At 38.5% G+C, this 21,655-nt stretch carries 19 protein-coding genes; 5 read left to right on the top strand and 14 right to left on the bottom strand.

Features of this window, described 5'->3' with window-relative positions; all coding sequences use genetic code 11:
• Positions 1-12: 12 nt before the first annotated feature.
• Both IGJ46_RS02180 and IGJ46_RS02175 read right to left on the bottom strand, forming a co-directional pair.
• The gene (locus IGJ46_RS02180; protein WP_010818274.1) at positions 13-1,224 is read right to left on the bottom strand and encodes an ABC transporter permease; all 1,212 of its coding nucleotides are present in this window, start codon (positions 1,222-1,224) and stop codon (positions 13-15) included.
• A 1-nt stretch (position 1,225) separates the two neighbouring features.
• Complete coding sequence (locus tag IGJ46_RS02175; protein WP_002363160.1) at positions 1,226-1,963, bottom strand: ABC transporter ATP-binding protein; 738 nt, start codon at positions 1,961-1,963, stop codon at positions 1,226-1,228.
• A gap of 215 nt (positions 1,964-2,178) precedes the next feature.
• Between IGJ46_RS02175 and IGJ46_RS02170 the strand changes: the two genes are divergently transcribed.
• The 3 genes from IGJ46_RS02170 (at position 2,179) to IGJ46_RS02160 (ending at position 4,141) form a co-directional block, all read left to right on the top strand.
• Positions 2,179-2,604, top strand: coding sequence for an HIT family protein (locus tag IGJ46_RS02170; protein ID WP_002358677.1), 426 nt, complete (start codon positions 2,179-2,181; stop codon positions 2,602-2,604).
• Positions 2,605-2,949 carry a YtxH domain-containing protein gene (locus tag IGJ46_RS02165; protein WP_002355526.1) on the top strand — a complete coding sequence of 115 codons (345 nt, stop codon included), beginning with the start codon at positions 2,605-2,607 and terminating at the stop codon, positions 2,947-2,949.
• Positions 2,950-3,112: 163 nt separating this feature from the next.
• Positions 3,113-4,141, top strand: a complete 1,029-nt coding sequence (locus IGJ46_RS02160) for a peptidylprolyl isomerase (protein WP_002355524.1) — start codon at positions 3,113-3,115, stop codon at positions 4,139-4,141.
• 39 nt (positions 4,142-4,180) lie between these two features.
• Here IGJ46_RS02160 and IGJ46_RS02155 read toward each other — a convergent pair whose 3' ends face one another.
• From IGJ46_RS02155 to IGJ46_RS02135, 5 genes are all read right to left on the bottom strand, one after another.
• Positions 4,181-5,125, bottom strand: a complete 945-nt coding sequence (locus tag IGJ46_RS02155) for a 3'-5' exoribonuclease YhaM family protein (protein ID WP_002373338.1) — start codon at positions 5,123-5,125, stop codon at positions 4,181-4,183.
• Positions 5,122-7,833 carry an ATP-binding protein gene (locus IGJ46_RS02150; RefSeq protein ID WP_218391419.1) on the bottom strand — a complete coding sequence of 904 codons (2,712 nt, stop codon included), beginning with the start codon at positions 7,831-7,833 and terminating at the stop codon, positions 5,122-5,124. The genes IGJ46_RS02155 and IGJ46_RS02150 overlap by 4 nt, the downstream gene beginning before the upstream one ends.
• On the bottom strand, positions 7,830-9,065 hold the full coding sequence (locus tag IGJ46_RS02145; RefSeq protein ID WP_033598653.1) for a metallophosphoesterase family protein: 1,236 nt from the start codon (positions 9,063-9,065) through the stop codon (positions 7,830-7,832). Before IGJ46_RS02145 ends, IGJ46_RS02150 begins: the two co-directional genes overlap by 4 nt.
• Positions 9,066-9,220: 155 nt before the next feature.
• Positions 9,221-9,562 carry a YlbF family regulator gene (locus tag IGJ46_RS02140; protein ID WP_002355518.1) on the bottom strand — a complete coding sequence of 114 codons (342 nt, stop codon included), beginning with the start codon at positions 9,560-9,562 and terminating at the stop codon, positions 9,221-9,223.
• Positions 9,563-9,624: 62 nt separating this feature from the next.
• On the bottom strand, positions 9,625-11,811 hold the full coding sequence (locus IGJ46_RS02135; RefSeq protein ID WP_104890736.1) for a PBP1A family penicillin-binding protein: 2,187 nt from the start codon (positions 11,809-11,811) through the stop codon (positions 9,625-9,627).
• A gap of 342 nt (positions 11,812-12,153) precedes the next feature.
• On the opposite strand from IGJ46_RS02135, the gene IGJ46_RS02130 reads away from it, so the two are divergent.
• Entirely contained in the window at positions 12,154-13,017 is an 864-nt protein-coding gene (locus IGJ46_RS02130) for an RluA family pseudouridine synthase (RefSeq protein ID WP_305733586.1), read from the top strand.
• 123 nt (positions 13,018-13,140) lie between these two features.
• Here IGJ46_RS02130 and IGJ46_RS02125 read toward each other — a convergent pair whose 3' ends face one another.
• The 5 genes from IGJ46_RS02125 to IGJ46_RS02105 all read right to left on the bottom strand — a co-directional run bounded on the left by IGJ46_RS02125 (position 13,141) and on the right by IGJ46_RS02105 (position 18,329).
• A complete protein-coding gene (locus tag IGJ46_RS02125; RefSeq protein WP_002398141.1) occupies positions 13,141-13,695 on the bottom strand; it encodes a GNAT family N-acetyltransferase in 555 nt (184 codons plus the stop codon).
• Between the two features lie 23 nt (positions 13,696-13,718).
• Positions 13,719-15,227, bottom strand: coding sequence for a phosphomannomutase/phosphoglucomutase (locus IGJ46_RS02120; protein ID WP_218391418.1), 1,509 nt, complete (start codon positions 15,225-15,227; stop codon positions 13,719-13,721).
• A 33-nt stretch (positions 15,228-15,260) separates the two neighbouring features.
• Positions 15,261-15,716, bottom strand: coding sequence for an arginine repressor (gene argR, locus IGJ46_RS02115; RefSeq protein ID WP_002355509.1), 456 nt, complete (start codon positions 15,714-15,716; stop codon positions 15,261-15,263).
• 141 nt (positions 15,717-15,857) lie between these two features.
• Positions 15,858-17,375 (bottom strand): ABC transporter permease/substrate-binding protein, encoded by a 1,518-nt coding sequence (locus IGJ46_RS02110; RefSeq protein WP_104842288.1) that lies wholly within the window; start codon positions 17,373-17,375, stop codon positions 15,858-15,860.
• Entirely contained in the window at positions 17,376-18,329 is a 954-nt protein-coding gene (locus tag IGJ46_RS02105) for an ABC transporter ATP-binding protein (RefSeq protein ID WP_218391416.1), read from the bottom strand.
• Positions 18,330-18,565: 236 nt separating this feature from the next.
• Between IGJ46_RS02105 and IGJ46_RS02100 the strand changes: the two genes are divergently transcribed.
• Entirely contained in the window at positions 18,566-19,585 is a 1,020-nt protein-coding gene (locus IGJ46_RS02100) for an acyltransferase family protein (RefSeq protein WP_025187914.1), read from the top strand.
• 164 nt (positions 19,586-19,749) lie between these two features.
• On the opposite strand, the gene IGJ46_RS02095 is transcribed toward IGJ46_RS02100, so the two are convergent.
• Positions 19,750-19,983, bottom strand: coding sequence for a hypothetical protein (locus IGJ46_RS02095; RefSeq protein ID WP_002355504.1), 234 nt, complete (start codon positions 19,981-19,983; stop codon positions 19,750-19,752).
• Positions 19,984-20,127: 144 nt separating this feature from the next.
• The gene (pepV, locus tag IGJ46_RS02090; RefSeq protein ID WP_002371462.1) at positions 20,128-21,543 is read right to left on the bottom strand and encodes a dipeptidase PepV; all 1,416 of its coding nucleotides are present in this window, start codon (positions 21,541-21,543) and stop codon (positions 20,128-20,130) included.
• Positions 21,544-21,655: the final 112 nt, after the last annotated feature.

Raw genomic sequence — 21,655 nt, 5'->3', positions numbered from 1 at the left:
GTTTTCTCATCTTTATAACTTATTCAAGCGCATTGGAACATACATTTTAGTGAAAATCACAACTTCTACAATTAAGGCACCCAGAATGAGCAAGCTATTTTGCAAACTGCCTAAACGAAGGCAGACAATCCCACCAAAAATAATGGCCGCAACAGATAATGCGCCGCTAATTAACCGGCGAATCGCTGCTTGTTTTTTTTCCATTGAAATTGGATATAGCTGTGTCATCACCATATAATCAAATTGCGTGTACATGGGAATCAACTGGAACCCGATTAAATAGACAAACAATAAAGCAACTACCAACGCAATCCAGAATTCTTGTAAAAAGAAGAGTAGCACGCCACCAACCAAAATCAAACGAAACAATAAGCCGCTATATTCGCTACCTCGTAAAAAGCTTCGAATGAATAAGTAAGCATACGTGTTCTCAGATGTTTTTTTGACTACTCCGAGGAGAGGATCTAAGTATTTACGGCGTTTCACTGTACTACTCACTTCAGGAATATCTGTAAACAGCTGAATGAATTTATAAATTCTATGCATTCTGTTTTGTTCTTTTTGGATCATTTTTTCCCAATCCAAGAAACTCTGTTTCATCTTATTTTGCCAAATACTCGATAAACAAACGGCCAGAATGATGCCACCAATCACACCAACCCAAGGCGTCCAGTAAATAGCTCCCGTCATAATCAAGAGACTACTGATCAACCAAACAAACCACCAACTACGGTAAGTGGTTGACGAAAGATGATAGAGCCCATAGCTTTGTAAACTAAGATGTGTATAAATCATACAAACTAGCATGACCAAAAATAAAAAGAAGGTTTGAAACGACCAACCTGTTGTGACTACAATCAACGGCATCAATAGGCCACTTCCTAGAAAGCTGACCACAATCGGTAAAAGTAAAGAGTAGCGCAGCGCTCGTTTCAGATAAGCAGCGAATTGTTTTTCTTTTGGTAATAAAAACACCTTGTCTGGCTCTTCTGTCAAAGTGGCCAACTTACCAACTTGAATGAGTAGCAGCCAGCCCAATAGAATTAACGGTCTGCCCCAAACAAAATCACGAGGTAATTCTTTTAACAACTGGGAATAGTACAGACCTAATCCGCCTAATAAAAACATACAGACTAAAACAAAATGATCATTTAAAATATAGCGCAAGTACTTGGACATTTTTTTGAAATGCCGTGACAAACGTTGACTAAAAAATTCGCCCATGTTACCCCACCTTTTCTTCCTTCGTCAAGGCAAGATAAATATCATCTAAAGAAGACTCTGGTAAATTAAATTCTGCACGTAATTCAGCCATTGTACCGTTTGCCCGTAATTTCCCTTCGTGTAGCACCACAAAGCGATCACAATATTTTTCAGCTGTTGCTAAAATATGCGTGGACATTAAAATCGCTGCCCCTTGCTTACGCATCGTATCCATTAATTCTAATAAAGCATGAATTGCTAAAGGATCTAAGCCTAGAAAAGGTTCATCAATAATATATAAACTCGGTTCAATTAAGAATGCACAAAGTACCATGACTTTTTGTTTCATGCCTTTTGAAAAATTAGCAGGAAACCATTCCAATTTATTGTCTAAACGGAACGTTTTTAGTAATGGTTCTGCTCGTTTGAACGCTTCTTCTAATGGAATATCATAAGCCAAGGCCGTTACTTCGATATGCTCTTTCAATGTTAATTCTTCATATAAAGAAGGTGTTTCCGGAATATACCCGATTTTTTTACGATATTCTTCAGGGGCTTGTTGCAATGTTTCCCCGTCAATCATAATTTTGCCTTTTTGCGGCGTAAGTAACCCAATAATATTTTTGATGGTGGTACTTTTCCCCGCACCATTCAAGCCGATTAAACCAACCATTTCACCAGACTTGACGTCAAAATTAATATCTTTTAAGACAGGAATATGGCCGTAACCTCCTGTTAAATGTTCAATTGTTAAGCTCATTTCTTTTGCCTCCAACCTTTTCTCTCTACCATTATTAAACCCTAAGCGAACCAAGAATTCAAAAATTACTCCCTTAATTAAATGGATTTTTTTCTTTCTCTTATTATACACGAAATGAAACGAACTTTTTAGCGAACTCACGTACTTTTTCATCCACAGAGAAATCAACTTGTGGTAAAGTAAAGGAAAGAATCTAGAGAAAAGAGGAATTTTTCATGAATGATTGTATTTTTTGTAAAATTATCAACGGCGAAATCCCAAGTTATAAAGTCTATGAAGACGAGAAAGTCTACGCGTTTTTAGACATTACACAAGTGACCAAAGGGCATACCTTAATGATTCCAAAACAACACGTTGCTGATATTTTTGAATATAATGACGTTTTAGCAAGCGACGTCTTTGCTCGTATTCCTAAAGTAGCACGAGCATTAGAAAAAGCTTTTCCAGAAATGGAAGGATTAAACATTTTAAATAACAATAAGGAAGTGGCTTATCAATCCGTTTTCCATTCCCACGTTCATTTGATTCCCCGTTATTCAAAAAAAGATGATTTCTCTATTCATTTTGGCAACCATCAAGAGGACTATTCCGCCGAAGCGATGCAAGAAATTGCTGAGACCATTGCAAAGCAGGTGAACTAAATGAAAAAATTTATTAAAGGTCTCTTTTTTGGTGCAGCTGCTGGTACCATTGGCGGCTTGTTGGCTGCTCCAAGAAGCGGGAAAGAAACACGCCAACATTTAATCAATGAGCTAGAGGACTATCGTTCACTAAAAAATCAAGTCACGAATGACTGGGATCAGGTGCAACGAAATTTGGCAGTTGTCGAAGAAAACGTTCCTCTGGCAACTGAATTTTCAAAAGACCTGCAACAAGAAATCACTGATTTCAAATTCCAAGCGGAACCTCGGATTGCTCAAATTAAAGAACAAATTGCCAAAATCACGGCTGAATTACCTGACACACAAACCAACAAGCAAAAGTAAAGTCTTTTATGTTAATTATTTCTTTTGTTATTAAAAAAATAAAAAGTGTGACGTAAATACGAATTTTGTTTGAAACTATGCCTGAGACTCTTTCTTTTTCAAAATAAGGTATGGTATAGTTATAACAGAAATAAAACTAAAAAAAACAGGAGTGCATAAGAGAATGAAGAAAAAACTAATCTTAGCTGCAGCGGGCGCAATGGCCGTTTTTAGTTTAGCAGCGTGTTCAAGCGGTTCAAAAGATATCGCAACAATGAAAGGTTCAACAATTACTGTTGATGATTTTTATAACCAAATTAAAGAACAAAGCACTAGCCAACAAGCGTTTAGCCAAATGGTTATTTATAAAGTCTTTGAAGAAAAATATGGCGACAAAGTAACTGACAAAGATATTCAAAAAAACTTTGACGAAGCCAAAGAACAAGTAGAAGCACAAGGTGGAAAGTTCTCTGATGCATTAAAACAAGCTGGTTTAACTGAAAAAACATTCAAGAAACAGTTAAAACAAAGAGCAGCCTATGATGCAGGTCTAAAAGCCCACTTAAAAATTACAGATGAAGACTTAAAAACAGCTTGGGCAAGTTTCCATCCAGAAGTAGAAGCACAAATTATCCAAGTTGCTTCAGAAGATGATGCCAAAGCTGTCAAGAAAGAAATCACTGACGGCGGCGATTTCACAAAAATTGCTAAAGAAAAATCAACAGATGCTGCTACGAAAAAAGATGGCGGTAAAATTAAATTTGATTCACAAGCAACAACTGTTCCTGCCGAAGTTAAAGAAGCTGCCTTCAAATTAAAAGATGGCGAAGTGTCAGAACCAATTGCTGCAACAAATATGCAAACCTACCAAACAACCTACTATGTAGTGAAAATGACGAAAAACAAAGCAAAAGGCAATGACATGAAACCTTATGAAAAAGAGATCAAGAAAATTGCTGAAGAAACAAAATTAGCCGATCAAACATTTGTTTCGAAAGTCATTAGTGACGAATTAAAAGCGGCCAATGTGAAAATTAAAGATGATGCCTTCAAGAACGCTTTAGCAGGCTACATGCAAACTGAATCTTCAAGCGCTTCTTCAGAGAAAAAAGAATCAAAATCAAGTGATTCTAAAACAAGCGATACCAAAACAAGCGACTCTGAAAAAGCAACAGATTCTTCAAGCAAAACAACAGAATCTTCTTCTAAATAAGCATAAAAAAGAGAGTGGTCGATTGACCACTCCCTTTTTTTATTTATCTTTTGGAACATAGAAACTGCGGTTATCTAAACCAAAGATTCGTTCCGTATACTCCCCAGGCTGTGTTTGACGAATTGCCCCTAGCATCATTTGAATGGACGCATCCATGGTATCAATTTGATGTAAGATTTCCGCTTCCATAATTCTTGGTCGCACAGGTGAGCCATATTCCAACAATCCATGGTGGGCTAAAACCATGTGCCGAAGAACGACAACGTCTTCTTCTCGATCATCAATTTTCAAAGCCAAACACGCCTTGGTAATTTCCTCATCCACCAAAACTAAATGACCAATTAAGTTCCCTGCCACCGTATATTCTGTCGTAATAGCACCAGATAATTCTAAAACTTTTCCTAAGTCATGTAAAATAATCCCCGCGTATAATAGTGACGTGTTAATTTCAGTATATTCCTTAGCAATTGCTTTGCCTAGGCGCAACATTGAGACAGTGTGGTAAGCTAAGCCATTCGCAAAAGCATGATGGTTCCGTTTGGCTGCAGGAAATTCATAAAATTCTTGTTGGTATTTTGTCATGAGATAGCGCACAATACGATTCCAATGAGCATTGGTAATCTCAAAAATCACTTGATTGATTTCCTCGACCATCTCTTCTTTTTTCAAAGGCGCTCGTTCCATATATAAACTTGGCTGGCTTGGTTCCTCTGCTGTCGCTAAACGCATGTGTAAAATTTTTACTTGGGGTTTATTTTGATAAACTTCTCGTTTCCCATTCAGTAAAACAACGTTTCCCGCAGTAAATCGTGTAATTTCATCCTCAGAGGCGTCCCAATATTTTCCGTCAATCGTGCCAGATGTGTCTTGAAAGGTAAAGGCAATAAACTTTTTCCCATTTTTAGCTACACGTACATCGGCATTTTTAATTAGAACAAATGATTCAAAAAGTTCTTCTACTGTTAATTCACGTAATTTTTTCACTTGACGCTTCCTCCTTCTAACGCAATTACTCTTTGTTGTAAGTCCTGATAATAGCTTACCATTTCTTGGTCAGAAGAAAAACAAATGACTTGCTGTTTTTGACCAAATTTAGTAAATAATTCAGCTAATTGGGCTTTTCTTTGATGATCATAGTGTAACCAGCCATCATCAATGATAATTGGACAAATCAGTTGCTCGCCTTGGACTGCTAAAAAGGCAAAACGAACAGCCATCATCAATTGATCTTTAGTGCCAGTTGATAATTCATGTAAATAAAACATTTCTTGTTCTTTCGTCACCGCAACTAGTTGACCTTCGGCTACTTGGATTGATTGATAACGCTGATTTGTTAAAAGTGCAAAGTAGCTTGATGCATACTGTAATAAGCTGGGCAATTGTTGTTCCGAAAGCTCTGTTAATAGGTCCATTAGCAGTTGTCCCGCTAGTTGATACCCAGACCAACGTTGAGCTAGTTCTTTGATTTCCGCTTTTAAAATTGCTTGTCGTTGATACAACTCATCTAAGGTACCATCCGTCATTAATTGTTGTTTTTCATAAATCAGCGCTTGATACTGTTCTTGTATTTTATCTAACTGGCTTTCTTCCAATGCTTGTTGCTGCGCCAGTTGTAAAGAACGGTCTTTTAACGTTGCTTCTGTTACCGCTTCTGGAAACAGATTGCCTAATTGTGTCGCTAATTCTTGCCCACGACCAACTTGAGCTTGCTGAGTGGTCAGCTGTTGAATCCTACTTGGAACATCAGCGATTGATAGAATCCGATAACGAATTAGTAAAGGCTGAATTCGTGTTAATGCTTCTTGCTGTTTAGTTTTCAACTCTCGTAACTGCTGTTTGAGATAGCCATCTGCTTGATACTCTTGAGCAAAGCGAACCTTCTCCATTTCTTCAGCAAATCCTTCTAAAAAGTGTAACTTTTCGGAAAGGCTCTTTCCTTGCAAGGGTAAATGCGTCATCAATGGGACGACTTGTTCTTCAAATACTTGGCGTTTTTGTTGATTTTCCTTCAATTGACTCATGAGTTCTTCATTTGTTTGAACAAGCAATAAATAGCGCGTAATCAATTCCCGCTGATTCATTAAAGTATCAATTTGATTCATTTTTCCTAATTGATGGACTTGGGCTTGCTCCGCTACTGCTTGTTCAAGTTGTTCCACTTGCAGTTGTGCCTCACGTTCTTGATTCAGCGCTTGTTGGAACTGTTCATTTAAATAATCTAGTTGCGAAAGTTTCGTCTGCCATTCTTCTTTCACTTCATCAGAGGAAGCTTCTTTTCTAGTGGCGTAGCTAAGCACTTCTTTCGCGATAAAACTAACTCCCACGAGAACTAGGCCCCATTTTAAAGGGCTTGGCAAAAAGAAACCGAGTAATGCAAGGATACTTCCTAGCAATAACCAAAGTGGTTGACTTGTTTTCTGCGCTTTTTGGGCACGCGTCGCTTCACCAAAAAATGCGGCATGCGCTTTTTCAAAATCCGTTAACTGGTCTTCCAGATTTTCAATTTGAGAAGTCAAGAATGCTTTCTGTTCTTGTCCTTTTTGAAGAGCTTGCGTATACGCAACTTGTTGTTGGCGCCACTTTTGAACGGTTTCGTTGTCATAAAAAAGCTGTGGTGGCCGTTCAGGCGACCATGACCATTCGTTCTCTAAAAGGACCATTTCTTGACGATTTTGCTCAAAGGTTTGGGTCATCCATTCCGATTCCGTCATCAATTGTTGCATATCATAGCGTTGATTCAATAATTGTTGAATCAATGCTTCTTGTTCTAGGTAAAAAGCATAGCCTTCTGGAACATCGAGCGCTTCTGACTGAAGAGATAACTCTTTGGTCAAACGTTGTCGTTCTTTATCTAGGTACATATATTCTTGAAAGGTTTCTTCTAATTGAACTTGGTCTTCTTTTACTAAAACAACGTTCTCTGTTTCTTCAGGTAGCGACTGCCATTCTTCGTACAAGGGAAAGTGACGTTGCTGTTCCGCAACCTGTAACAAGTCCTGTTGCGTTTCTTTTAATTGCTGTTGCAGTGTCACTCGCTGTTGTTCTGTTTCGCGAATCGTTTCTTCTAATTGTTGAAAAGTTTGTTGCTGCGCTTCTTTCTCTTGAATTTGCTCTTTTAGTTCTTGATAAGCCGCCAACTTCTGATTGAGTAATGGCTGCTGCCCTTTGCCTTTAAAGATTTTTTGTGCTTCTTTAAAGTACGCATTTCGGTAAGTCAAAAGTTGTTGACTACCAGAAACACCAATGGCTAACAAGGATGTTTGCAGTTCCTCTTCTGTCAACTTGTCACTCGTAATTAATTGTTCTTGTTGGAAAGTAAAAACCTCTTGAAATAACTTTTTCGTTAGCGGATGTAACATTTGCTGTAAGGTTTTTTCATCCCCCATTTGTTGTTGATAATAAATGATTGCTTGCCCTTTATTTTTTTCTTTAAAACGCTCGACTTGAACTTCCCCAAACACAGGATGTTCCAACCACAAACGACCACCATATGAACCGCCATTTTTAGGTGCGTAATCGCGTTTTCTTTTGCCCTTTGTGGGAAACCCAAACAGCATTGCTTGAATGAATTGATACAATGTGGACTTGCCAACTTCATTTGCGCCGTACAGCAATTGATTACCAGATTCAAATGTAATTTTCTGTTGTTGCCATTTTCCAAAGCCCACAATCTCTACTGCGAGTAATTTCATAGTGGGTCCTCCTGAATAGTAAAGTCTTCATTAATTTGCTCATGTGCTAGGCCCAAGCTCTCTAATCGCCACTGCTCATCCATTGAAAAAATTCCAGCAAATTCTGGATAACGTAACAATTCCTTGGTGGTATCTTCAAAAATAACTGGATCTAAGTATGTTTTTTCTAATGCCGTTAATAAATTGGGACTAGCGGCTAAATAGATCGGTTCTTTCGTTGGTTCCTCTGCTTGCAATATTAGGCGATAAACAAAAAAATCACCTTGCGTTTTTTGTAAAAGCTGCTGCTGTAAGTAGCTTAATAGTTCACCATTGACAATGGCTTGCACCACGGTCACATCCAAATGTTGCGTTTCTTTCAGTGTCAACGCCATCAATTGCTGTTGCTGATGCGCCTGCCACTTCGTCAGCAAACTGGTTTCAAGATAAGACAAAACGCTTTGGGTGTCACGGCATTGCGCCAGAGATACTTCTTCATTCGTCCAATCTATTTCTGCGACTTTTTCAAATTGAACAGTCGCTTGATTTTGGGAAAGTGTGACCACTGCAACCCCTTGTAAAGACTGTTCTTTTTTCGTGTGCCCTTGAGGTGTTCCAGGATAAACAATTAGCGGTTGTTCACTAACAATTTGCGGCTGATGAATATGGCCCAATGCCCAATAATTATAACCAGTGGCTTTTAAATCCTTCCATGTAAACGGAGCATAATTTTGTTGCGCTTTCCGACTGGTGTCTCCATGATAAATCCCAATATGAATGTCAGATTCTGCTTGTTTGATAGGAAATTCTAGTGCTTTATTTTCATCAATCCAGGGATGCTCATAACTAAACCCTGAAACAGCCACTTGTTCGCCCGCTTTCGTTTCAAAATACAGTGTCTCAACCATTTCTTTTTCAAATAAAAAAACATTGTCTGGAAAAGAAAACCAATAGCGGTCTTTTTTATAGTAATCATGATTCCCAAATGTTAGAATCACAGGGATTTCTGCTTGTTTCAACTGTTCTAATGCAGCCATCAATTGGGCTTGCATTGAAATAGAGGTCTGACTTTGATGAAACGTATCTCCTGCAAAAATAACCAAGTCCACCGCTTCTCGAATGGCAACTGTTACGATATTCATTAACAATTGTTGATTAGCTTCTCTTAAGCGCTTCGCTAAGGCTGTCGGGATCCCAGTTAACCCTTCAAAAGACCGATCCATGTGTAAATCAGCTGTATGCAATAGTTTCATCGTTTCCCCTCCTTTTCTCCTCCCTTTATCATATCATTTTCTGCCAGCTTGGTCAGTAAAAACATACGAAAATTTGTTCGTTTTTTTATTTTCAGTAAAAGAAAAACTCTGACAAATTGTCTTATAGACAACTTGTCAGAGTTCAATTACGTAAATTAATCGTTATACATATCACGCACAGGAGTCATGATAATTCGGTTTAAATCATTGACAACTAAGCTAAACGCTTGTTCTTTTTGCATTAATTCGTTGATAACTGCTGTTTCTTGCACTTTCGTTGCAATGCTTTGTGCTTTTTCAGCATCTTCATCCGTGAATTCTTCGCCGCGCATTTGTTTTTCTTGAAGTCCTTGTTGGAATCCTTGGAATTCTTTAAACAATGTGTAAGCTGCTTCGTCTGCTTTTACTTCTTCATACGCTGCTTGTAATGCTTTAAATTCGTCTAACTCACGTAGTTCACGTTCAATCTGATTGGCTGTATCATAAATGTTACTCAATGGAATCCCTCTTTTCTCAATAGTTTCATCTTTATTGTACCATTTCTCTTAGGTTTTCCCAACTAATTTCCTAATAAGCCTCCGAAAATTCCTTCAATCTTGTCTTTGACTTTTTTCGCGCCGTCTTTAATTTGTCCCCCAACTTCATTCAATGTATCTCCGAAATTGCTAGCGCCATCTTGAACAGAGTTTCCAAAGTCTTTTAAGTTATCCCGCCAATTAGAATTGGCACCACCGGTTAAACTATCGTTGCTATCAACAACTTTCCCACCTGTTGCATAAGCATCCGCGACAGGAAATTGTGCTTGTTTGACTTGTGGCAAGATGCCACTGGCTTGACTGTTGAACACCTGAGAGGCATATGTGGCGCTACTACCTTCCAGATAATGGGTTTTACTGGTTTCTTGGAAGCCTAACCAAGTAGCAATGACAACTTCTGGTGTATAACCAATCACCCACTGATCGTTCGTTTTACTACTATCGAAGTTGGTTTCTGTCGTACCTGTTTTACCAGCCATTACGTAGCCTGCTGGTTGTGCGTTGACCCCGCTCCCAGAACTAAAGACCCCTAGTAACATACTTGTAATCCCGTCTGCAACATCTTTGGTAATGACTTGTTCTTTCTTGACTTTAGTATTATCAACTACAATTGCGCCAGTTGAGTCGACGATTTTTGTAATTAAATGCGTTTCAGTTTTATAGCCTTCATTGGCAAAGGCACTATAAGCTCCCGCCATAGTTAGTGGCGAAACACCCGTTTGTAATCCTCCAAGGGCTAAACCATAGTACCGATCTTTTTCTGATAACGGAATGCCAAATTTCTCTGTTTTTTCATAGCCTTTATCTAAACCAATTTGATGTAATAACCACACCGCTGGTAAATTTAAGCTTTCTCCTAAGGCTTGGTACATAGGAACTTCTCCACTGTACGTGCGGCTATAGTTTTGCGCTGGATAATAATCTTGTGGTTTATCTTCTAAAACAGAGTCTGGTTTATAGCCAGCCTCTAAAGCTGGTGTATAGACAGAAATTGGTTTTAAGGACGAGCCTGGTGAACGTTTTGTTTGCGTTGCAAAGTTAAAGCCTCGATAAACGTGTTCTCCTCGACCGCCCACCAGTGCTTGCACGCCGCCGGTTTTCGGATCAATGGCTACAGAACCACTCTGAACCATGGCACCATCTTCTGCATTGGGTGGAAATAGTGCATCATTTTTATAAGTTGCATCCATCGCATCTTGATACTCCTGATTTAAAGAAGTGTAAATCTTGTAGCCTTTATTTAAAATATCTTCTTCTTTAAATTTATAACGATTGACTGCTTCATCAATTACCGCATCAAAATAATATGGATATTTGTAACTATTTTCGTCGCCAACATAGGTGTCATTTAATAGACTCGCTAAATTAACACTCGCTTCTTGATTGGCTTCTTCTTGAGACAGTTTTTTATTGTCGACCATTAGTTGTAAAACGGTATTCCGTCGCGCTGTGGCATTGTCAATGTAATCAATTGGGTTATAAATTCCTGGCCCTTTTAACATGCCCGCTAGCGTTGCGGCTTCCCCCACTGTAACTTGAGACGCATCCACGCCAAAATATTTACGAGCTGCATCTTGCACGCCCCAGACACCATTACCAAAATAAGAATTATTTAAATACATTGCCAAGATATCTTTTTTCGAATATTTCTTTTCGATTTCAATCGCTAAGAATAATTCTCTGGCTTTCCTATCTAACGTTTGCTCTTGCGTTAAGTAAGCATTTTTGGCTAATTGCTGCGTAATTGTACTTCCGCCACCACCGCCACCGATTTTCCCAAAGGTCAATTTTCCAACAACCGCACGGGCAATCCCTTTGATGGAATACCCTTTATGTTGATAAAACCCGCGATCTTCAGTTGAAATAACCGCATCTTGAATATAAGGAGAAATATTATCCAGTTCCACAAAAGTCCCTTTTTGCCCGAATAACTTTCCGACTTCCTCTCCTGATTCATCATAAACACGTGTTGATTCACTTAGCCCCGATTTTAGGGTCTCAACGTTTGCGGACTTGGCTAAGTAAAATAAATAAATACTGGCACCTAAAGCGACTACCAAACCAATTAACAAGAAAATTTTATTGATTTGATACTTTTTCCAAATCCGCTTTCTGGCTTGATGGAATTGTATTAAATAAGGCTTTATCCACGTCCAAAAATGACGTAATCCGACACCGACTTTACTAAAAAATTGTTTAAGATTGTCCATAGTACTCCCTCTGTTTACGTTTCTTGGCTAAGTCTACCATATTCTTGTGGGTACGACCTAGGTCTAAAGCATGAAAAATTCTTGAAAAACAATTTCAATGATCTTTTCGCTGTAGCAAAGGAAATATGGCCTTCACTAGAGGTAAATAATTGCTTACGCTTAGAAACGAGTCTTTATTTAGCCTCTATTCTATCATGCTTTTCTTCGTTTTTTATGTAAATTTGTTTAAGAATCTCTCAAGGAACTGCCTTTCTAACAAATTTCAGCTTTTTTTCCGTTCTGACTTGACCTTTTGAGCAGCTTTGTTACACTAAATAGCGAATCAGTGAAAGGTGGGATTTGGTGGAATATTCAATGCGATTACCTGAAAATTTTTCAACAATGACTGTAAAAGAACTATTAGAAAATGAGTGGCTAGTCCCTCGAAAAGTGCGCCATTTTTTACGCACGCGAAAAAATGTCAAAATCAACGGAGAAACAGCTGCTTTTCATTTTCCAGTCCAAGCTGGCGATTGTGTCACCTTAACGTTTGAAGAAACCGATTATGTGCGTCCCACTGTTCATTTGGGGGAAGCAACGCGTGTGAAGGTTTTATATGAAGACGAACATTTAATGATTGTAAATAAACCTTATGGCATTAAAACCCATCCAAATCAGCCACAGGAAACGGACACCTTGTTAAATCATGTTGCTGCCTATTTAGCTGAGAAAAATCAGGTCCCTTATGTCGTTCATCGATTAGATAAAGAAACCAGTGGTGCGATTGTCTTTGCTAAAAATCCTTTTGTCTTACCTATTTTAGGGCGTTTATTAGAAACAAAACAAATTTACCGTCAATATCAAGCGATTGTAGCTGGTCACTTTAACCAAAAAGAACAGACAATCAATCAGCCGATTGGTCGTGATCGGCATGATCGCCGGAAACGACGGATTGATCCTCAAAAAGGGGATTCAGCGATTACGCATGTCCAAGTGGTCAAAGCTCTTTCTAATAATCAAACCACAGTTACCTGTGTTTTAGAAACAGGTCGGACGCACCAAATTCGGGTCCATTTAGCTAGCGAAGGGCATCCAATTATTGGTGATCCGTTATACAACCCAAAATCGCAGGCAGCTCGTTTAATGCTCCATGCTTCACAACTTCATTTACTCCATCCGTTTACAAAAAAACAAATCGTTGTGACTGCAGCGCCTGGCCTATGGTAAAAAAACAGAAGAAATCGGACGGTAACCGCCGATTTCTTCTGTTTTTTTATTTTACCGCACATTCACTGCTGAGAACGGCATATCTGCGTTTGCTCAGTGTCTTGGTGTTAAACAGTTCCTGAGCTAACTCTCAGCCTTAATCATTTGTAGCCACTCTTTTTGTAAAATTCCGTAATTGTAGATATCCAGCCATTGGCCATCTTGAAATAACGCTTCTCTATCAATTCCTTCTTTTTTGAAGCCTACTTTTTCATAAACATGAATCGCTTTTTGATTGTTACTATTGACAGCTAATCTGATTTTGTGCAAACCCAATTCATAAAAAGCAAATTTACAAATTAAAGACACCGCCTCAAAGCCATATCCTTGACCACGTTGCTCTTTTTGTAAAATAGCAATCCCTAAATTGGCCCCTCTATTTTTCAACTGTACATCAGACAACGAAACCCAACCAATAAATTCCTCTGTCGTATTTTCTAAAATAGCAAATAAAAATCGATCATCTTCTCCTTTATTAATTGTGAAATCTTTCCATTCTTCAAGCCCCCACGGATGTAAAGCATCCCAGCTCAAATGCCGAAGCAATTCATTATCCCATTGCTGCTTTGCAATATGTTCGATATATTCTTCTCTAAAATGAGAAAAGCCAACGTGTTTTCCTTTTAAGACATTTTCCATAAGAACACCTTTAATTTCCTAGATTATTTTTCTATTTGCTGACTATCTATTTCCTCGTATTTTTGTAAAAAAGTGGCAATTTTTTCGATGACACATGCATTTTTATCACTTTGGTCATTCTCTACCTGAAGAACAAGCAACGGTTCATGCAGACTTAAGCGTAGCAAAAACCACCCACTGCCATATTGACCAGACACGTTTCCCCGAACACCTTCTTGGTTTTCACGGTCCACAGCAAAGTCTGCTTGATTTTCTACAAACAATTCAAATTCTCGCAAGACTTGTTGCCCATAACAAGTAACATTCTCCGCAGTAATTTTAAAGCGAAATTCGTTGGTTTCTGCTGGTTGCTTCAATGTAGCAATTAGATCACCTAACGTTTGATTATTTTGTTTCAATTCTGGTAACAACATTAAAATTTTCGCCACGACATATGCACCATCATCCAGATTGTAGTTTTCTTGAAACGCTGCATGACCACTGGTTTCAATGGCTAACGGTGTCTGAAAGCCCCCATGATTCAATTCAATCATTTTATTAATGACATTTCGGTAACCAGAAATATAACGAATCTGTTGGCCGCCTTTTTCTTCAATAAATGTTTTTAAATGACTTGAGGTTGGCGAATTTGTCACAATATAACTACCAGGCGCTTCTTTTAAAACAATTGCCGCTAAAACAGCAATTAAATTATTTCGGTTTAGTACCTCACCTGATTGGTCCACCACGGCCGAACGATCTACATCTGTATCAAAAATAATGCCCAAATCTGCTTGATTAGCTAAAACAGCCGTTTGAATACTTTTCATTGCTTCAGAATTATCTGGATTAGGTACATGATTAGGAAAATGCCCATCTGGTTCTAAAAACTGTGATCCCGTCGTATCAGCGCCCAAAACTTGAAGAACCTGCTCCGCAAAGAAGCCCCCAGCCCCATTACCCGCATCAACGATAATTCGAAAGCCCTGTAAAGGTTTCTCTTCGGGCGAATGAATTCCTTGGCGGATTTTTGCCACCAAATGCTCCGCATAAATTGGCAGTAACTCTTGCTTCATCAGTGTGCCATTTTCATTGGCTGTCAGCGGATCAGTATGAGATAAAATATACCGAATATCTTCTTTCTCTGCTCCACCTTCTGCTGTGAAGAACTTCAAGCCATTAAAGTAATAAGGCAAATGGCTAGCTGTAATCATAATCGCTGCATCACATTGAAGCGTTGGAAATTGAGTAGCCATAAACATAGCAGGCGTCGTAGCTAAACCAACGTCAATCACCTGAATACCTAATGAAAGAAACGTATCTACTAATGCTTGCTTAATCGGCTCCGCCGTTAGACGACTATCATGTCCGATTGCAATTGTCAGGCGCTGTTGTGCCTTTCGTGGCAGCTGTTTTTTATCCTGTAACCAACGAACCACGCCCACCGCAATCTCGGCTACTGCTGTTGCGGTTAATGTTGCAGTTTGCTCTTCCGTATCCAAAGCAATTCCCCGAATATCCGAACCATTTTGTAGCGCTTTCAATTCTACCAAGAAAAAAACTCCCTTCTATTGATGCTTTCAATTTTAAAAAATCATATTTTCGATGCGTTCGATAAAGTGTTCCGCATCCTCTTCTGAACGTGTAATCACAATAATCGTATCCGCACCAGCCACTGTACCCGCCACTTCCGGATAAGCTACTTCATCTAAAAAGTTACTCACCACATCGGCATTTCCCATCTCTGTATGCAAGATGACAATAAATTGTACTCGCTCCATTCGAACAACTGAATCTTTTACTGATTCTCGTAATTTCTCTTCACTGCTTGTGCCTTGTGCTTGAGAAAAAATTGCATATTTGACACGACCATCTGCACCATGTGTTTTAACAATACTCATTTCACGGATATCTCTTGAAACAGTCGCTTGAGTGGCTCGGACGCCAAGTTCTTCCAAACGAGTGATTAATTCATCTTGTGTTTCAATTTCTTGTTGCATAATTAATTGTTTAATCAAACGTTGACGTTCTGCTTTTTTCATATAGACCACTCCTCTCCATTCATTTCTTTTATTATATCCAAAAATGAGTAAAAATACAGGTACTTTTCACATTAAACTCTTTATTTATCTGAAAAAGACTGGATAAATGTTTATATACCAGTCTTTTTCAGTAAAAAATACTTATTTAAGAAGATTCTTTTCTTTTAAATAGTCTTTCGCCACTATGCTAGGATCTTGCCCCTCCACATTGACTTGATAATTCATTTCACTCATTTCTTCTTCGCTAATTTTTCCTGCCAATTTATTCAATATTTCTGCTAATTCTGGATATTTTTCCAACGTTTCTGTTTTAATAAGTGGTGCTCCTTGATAAGGCGGAAATAGCGCTTGATCATCTTCTAACGTTACTAAATCGTATTGTTTCAATTCACTATCCGTTGAATAGGCATCAATCACATTTACCTCACCATTATTAATCGCTTGATAGCGTAATGCCGGTTCCATCGATTGGACATTCAGATTTAAATGATATTTTTCTTGTAATCCCTTATAACCATCTTGCCGATCAATAAATTCTAACGTAAAACCTGCTTTCAACTGATTGCTAATTTTCTGTAAATCACTAATCGTTTTTAATTGATGCGCTTTTGCAAATGAGCGCTTAACTGCGACGGCATACGTATTTTCATAGCGCATCGGTTTCAACAAAGTAAGGTTTTCTTGTTTTTTCAAGCCAGCGCGTGCCGCTTCATAGACTACTTGAGGTTGATTGTCTAGCTGAGGAGGATTTTTTAAAAAGGTTTCGATCACTGTGCCTGTAAATTCCGGATAAAGATCGATTTCATCTGATTTCAAGGCATTATATAAAAAAGTAGTCTTGCCAAAGTTTGGCTTTAACGTCACCTGAATGTCGCTATTTTCTTCAATTAAGGCTTTATACATATTAATAATAATATCTGGTTCCGCTCCTAATTTGCCAGCAATTGTCAGCTGCTTTTCCTTTGAAGAAGTTTGTTGATTCCAGAAAAATGAACCACCTAACAAAAGGCCTAAAATAGTACCGCCAATGATTAGTCGCCGCCCATTCGCTTTTTCCAACCAATGAATTCCATAATTAAATAAGACTGCTAGTGCAGCCGATGAAAGGGCTCCAATAAAAATCAACGATAAATTATTTCGATCAATTCCTAATAAAATGAAGGTCCCTAAACCACCTGCTCCAATTAACGCCGCCAACGTGGCCGTACCAATAATTAAAACGGTAGCCGTTCGAATCCCAGAAATAATAAATGGTAACGCCATTTGCAACTCAAACTTAAACAGTTTTTCTTTTTTACTCATCCCAAATGCTTCTGCAGCTTCTTCTAACGAAGGATCAATTTCCGTCAAACCAGTATAGGTGTTTTGTAAAATTGGGAATAAGGCATAAATCACTAGCGCAACAATTGCCGGTGGTCGACCAATACCAATTAACGGAATCAGTAAGCCTAGCAAGGCTAAAGAAGGGATGGTTTGGAAAATCCCAGTCACTTGTAACAGACTTTCCGCTAACTTACGATGACTTGTTAAATAAATGGCTAAAGGAATTGCAATCAACGCAGCGAATAATAACGAGATAAAGGACAATTGCATATGCTCGATTAACGCTTGCAGATATTCTTCTTTTCGAGCGAAAAAAGTTTCAATCAGTGCTTGCATCTACTGTCCCTCGCTTTCCAACAGCTGTTCCATAAAACGAGTAATCGTTTTTGAGGTGATACACCCTAAAACTTGTTGTTTTTCTACTAAATTTGCTTTCTCTTGCGCATTAATGAGTTGGACAATCTCTTTTAAATTGGTTTCCATGAAAACAGTCGGCACTGGCTCAATCGTCTCATCTGCGGGTTCTAAAAATGCAGTCAAGTCAGCGCCACAATAGTTCGCTAGTTCTGGCGAAGATTGTTTGAAAAATTGACCGACAAAATTATTTTTCGGATGTTTTTGAATGGCTTCTGGCGTATCGACTTGAATAATTTTGCCAGCGTCCATAATACAGATGCGCTCTCCTAACAGTAAAGCTTCATTCATATCATGGGTCACAAAAACAATGGTACTCGCTAATTCCTGATGAAGTTCTTTCACCAAACGTTGAAGATGATGTCTTGAAATCGGATCTAGCGCGCTAAAAGGTTCATCCATTAAAATCACTTCTGGTTCGGCTGCAATGGCGCGTAAAATCCCGATACGTTGTTGTTCGCCTCCTGAAAGCGCTGCTGGCTTACGATGCAGATATTCCTCAGGATCCAGCTGAACTTTTTTCAATAGTTCAATGGTTCGCTCTCTGCGTTGCTCTTTGGGCCATTTTTTCATTTCAGGAATCAACTCAATATTTTCCGCCACGGTTAAGTTAGGAAATAAGGCAATTTGCTGAAGAACATAGCCAATTTTTAGTCGTAATTCACGTAAAGGATAATTGGTTACCGCTTGTTCATTGAGAGCCACTTCACCTGTCGTTGGCTCAATGAGCCGATTAATCATTTTCAAAGTCGTCGTTTTTCCACTACCACTCGGCCCTACTAATACAAAAAATTCGCCTTGTTGGATTGTTAAATTCACATCGGACAAAACAGCATTTTCTTGATATACTTTTGAAACATTTTGAAATTTTATCATTTATTTTCACCGCATCTTTCACTTCTTAATAAACAAAATCTTTGGAGGATCGTCACTCTTTCAGTATAATTTAAGACTAACATCCTGCCTAATTTTTTGTTTTAAGCGCAAGTATGTGGGGGCTCATTTAACGGCTGCCGGTTCGTATCTACAATTATCTACTCAATGAATGGAAAAATTGTCCTCTTCTGCATTAAACAAAAGTGAACTGTTTTCTACTAAAAGGAGTGATCGTTATGGAAAACGACAAGCGAATTTATAAATGGGACAACGTGAAACTTTTTTTAATTTTCTTAGTGATTTTTGGGCATATTTTAGATCGTGAAGCTTCTCCTTCACGACTCATGGAAACGATCAACTTTTGGATCTATTCATTCCATATGCCAGCCTTTATTTTTGTCTCTGGACTCTTTAGTAAACATGCAATTAAACAACGAAAATATCTACGCTTACTTTCCTTTGTTTGGCTTTATCTCTTAGCGAAGTTGTTGATTACGCTTGCTAATTTCGCCTTTGCAAATAAAATAAATTTTGATTTACTGAACGAAACGGGCGTTCCTTGGTACTTACTTTCCTTAGCAAGTTTCTACTTAATTACCATCTTTCTTCAGCGCGTTCAGCCGAAAATCATGTTGCCAATCATCATTGTTATTGGCTGCGCCTCAGGCTATTTACCTGTGGAAGGTTTCTTGTCTTTAGGACGGACTCTGGGCTTCTTTCCTTTCTTCTATTGTGGCTACTTAATGGATATTCAAAAGCTGCAAACCTTTTTAGATCATCGCAAAGTCAAATGGGCAGCGATAGGCGTAATTTTAAGCTCCTTTTTATTTGTAAATAGTCAATGGTCATTGGCAACGAAATTTTGGGGTTTCTTAACTGGTTGGGCTTCCTACGCTGAAATTAGTCCGGCCTTTGAATATAGTAGTTTCATTCAGCTGTTCTTTTACGTTGCTGCAGCATTGGTGTCTCTTTCTTGGTTTGCATTATTGCCGAAACGAAAGTTACCTTTAAGCGCCCTCGGAAAAGATACCCTCTACCCTTATCTCTTGCATATGCCCTTAATTATTCTGTTGGAAAGTGGTTTGCAATTAGACACACTCTTTAAAGAATGGTTTACTTTCCGAATCCTGGCACTTTTCTTCTTAGCCCTCTTCATTTTAGCTATTACGAATATGCCTGTGGTGAAACGGGGAGCGGATTATCTTTTTAATCCAATTGCGTATGTGTTGCCAAAACAATGGTTAAAAGTTAAATAAAAAAAGAAGAGCGTGGGACAAAAATCACTTTGGATTTTTGCTCCACGCTCAAAAACTGTTAAACGGCGAGAGTTGCAATGTTTCACTGTGAAGCATGAACAGATGAAATCATCGTACCTACTTGGTTTTTGGAGCTAAACACTTTTATCTCAGATTTTTTTCAACTATTGAAACAATCCTTTAATTTTATCAAACAAACCATCGGTCGTTGTATCAGCTAACATCGCTGTAATTTTATGATAGTGTTCGCCTAATTCATCTTTATGTTCTTCAATGAATTGTTGCGCATGTTCCACGTTACCTTCTCCAATTAAATCTTTTGCTTTTTGAACTAATTCTTCTACGTTCATTTTCACACGTCCTTTGATTAAATAGTTAACAATAAGTGTTTCACTCATTGCGTTTTCTCCTATTTATCGTATCGTGGGATCCTTTGATTTGCAAGAAATTTTCAGTAAATTGACAGTTCTGATTTTGGGTTTTTAAAAGGCAAAAATTGCAAAAAAAAGCTGTTTTCGAAAATCGAAAACAGCTTTTTTACTTTACTTCGCTAAACGATAAATCGCATCTGCATAAATAGCAGCTGCTCGGAATAAGTCATCTAATTCCATAAATTCGTTGGCTTGGTGCATTGTGTCTGTGTAGCCAGGGAACATTGCGCCATAGGCAACACCACGTTTTAATAAGCGGCCATAAGTACCGCCACCAATGATTTGTTCTTGGCCTTTTTCGCCTGTATGGTCTTCGTAAACTTGTAGTAACGTTGCCACCAATGGATCATCAACTGGTACATAATGCGGTTCTTGGTTGCGATCTCCTTGTGTTGCAGTGACCGTTTCACCGACTGTTGTTTGAACTTTTGCTTGTAATTCTTCTGCTGAAGTTCCTTTTGGATAGCGGAAGTTTAATGTTACTAAGCTATTTTCAGGGTTTTCTGGATCAAAGTTAACAATCCCAGCGTTCATTGTCAATTTACCCATTTTTTCGTCTTCAAAAGCCACGCCTAATTTTTCACCATAAAAATCTTCATGGATAAATTCAGCAATGGTATTAATAAAGCTATATGCGCCTTCTGCAAAGCTGTAATCATTTAAGAAAGTTGCCAAGAAAGTCGCTGCGTTAATTCCAGATTGTGGGCTAGCACCGTGAGCACCTTTACCAACTACATGGAAAGTCACTGTTTTATCTGAAAGTTCTGCGTTACCTGAAATTTTTGCTTCTTGTTTGATGAATGTTTCAAAGCTAGCAGCTAGTGAAGCCGCTTCGTCTGCTGAAGCAGCCGTTACAACAGCATCTGCTGTTCCCGGAACCATGTTTTCACGTAAGCCAGATTTGAAGCTTTCTAATTTATAATCAGCGCCGTTACCGCCTCGGAAAGTTAAACGAATCGTCACATTTCCTTTTTCCCCATTGATAATTGGGAACTCAGCATCTGGTGAGAAACCAAAATCTGGCGCTTCTTCATGTTGGAAATAGTAATCCATATCGCCCCAGCCGCTTTCTTCATCACTTCCTACTACGAAACGGATTTTTTTAGACACGGGTAAGCCTAATTCTTTGATAATTTTCATTGCGTAATAAGCAGCCATACTTGGGCCTTTATCATCGCTTGCACCACGTGCATAAATTTTGCCATCTTTAATGACTGGTTCATAAGGATCTGTTTCCCAACCATCACCAGCAGGAACAACGTCCATATGACCAAAAATCCCTAACGTTTCGTCGCCTTCACCATATTCAATGTGTCCAGCGTAATTGTCGACATTTTTCACCGTAAAGCCATCACGTTCACCATACGCTAACATGTGTTTTAAGCCAGCAACTGGCCCAGGTCCAAAGGGCGCTTCAGGTGTTGCTTGTGCATCATCACGTTCACTGTTGATCCGTAATAAGTTTTGTAAATCTTCTAATAAGTCGTCTTTACGTGCTTCGACTTCTTTTGTCCAATCAATTGTCATTTGTTGTCACTCCTATTCATAAAGTTCTACATAGTCAATCATACCATTTTATGCAGAAAAAGAAAGAAACCCGACACTATTTTTCGAGAAAATTTTTATCTTTTCCGCAGAA

It is taken from the genome of Enterococcus sp. AZ120, assembly GCF_050546165.1.
Lineage (GTDB): Bacteria > Bacillota > Bacilli > Lactobacillales > Enterococcaceae > Enterococcus > Enterococcus faecalis.
This window is presented reverse-complemented; position numbering and strand designations above follow the sequence as displayed.